The organism is Escherichia sp. AM3, from assembly GCF_032029835.1.
Lineage (GTDB): Bacteria > Pseudomonadota > Gammaproteobacteria > Enterobacterales > Enterobacteriaceae > Escherichia > Escherichia coli.
In genome coordinates, this window is the sequence record NZ_JAVUPQ010001394.1 from 1 (window position 1) to 217 (window position 217).

Here is a 217-nt window from a genome sequence, read left to right on the forward strand (position 1 = left end):
TTAAGGAGAACAAAATGGAACTTAAAAAATTGATGGAACATATTTCTATTATCCCCGATTACAGACAAGCCTGGAAAGTGGAACATAAATTATCGGATATTCTACTGTTAACTATTTGTGCCGTTATTTCTGGTGCAGAGGGTTGGGAAGATATAGAGGATTTTGGGGAAACACATCTCGATTTTTTGAAGCAATATGGTGATTTTGAAAATGGTAT

1 protein-coding gene is annotated in these 217 nt (G+C 34.6%); it reads left to right on the forward strand.

The window, feature by feature from the left end:
• Positions 1-14: 14 nt before the first annotated feature.
• A partial coding sequence (locus RTW80_RS31195) for an ISAs1 family transposase (RefSeq protein ID WP_003915454.1) occupies positions 15-217 on the forward strand: 203 nt, incomplete at its 3' end.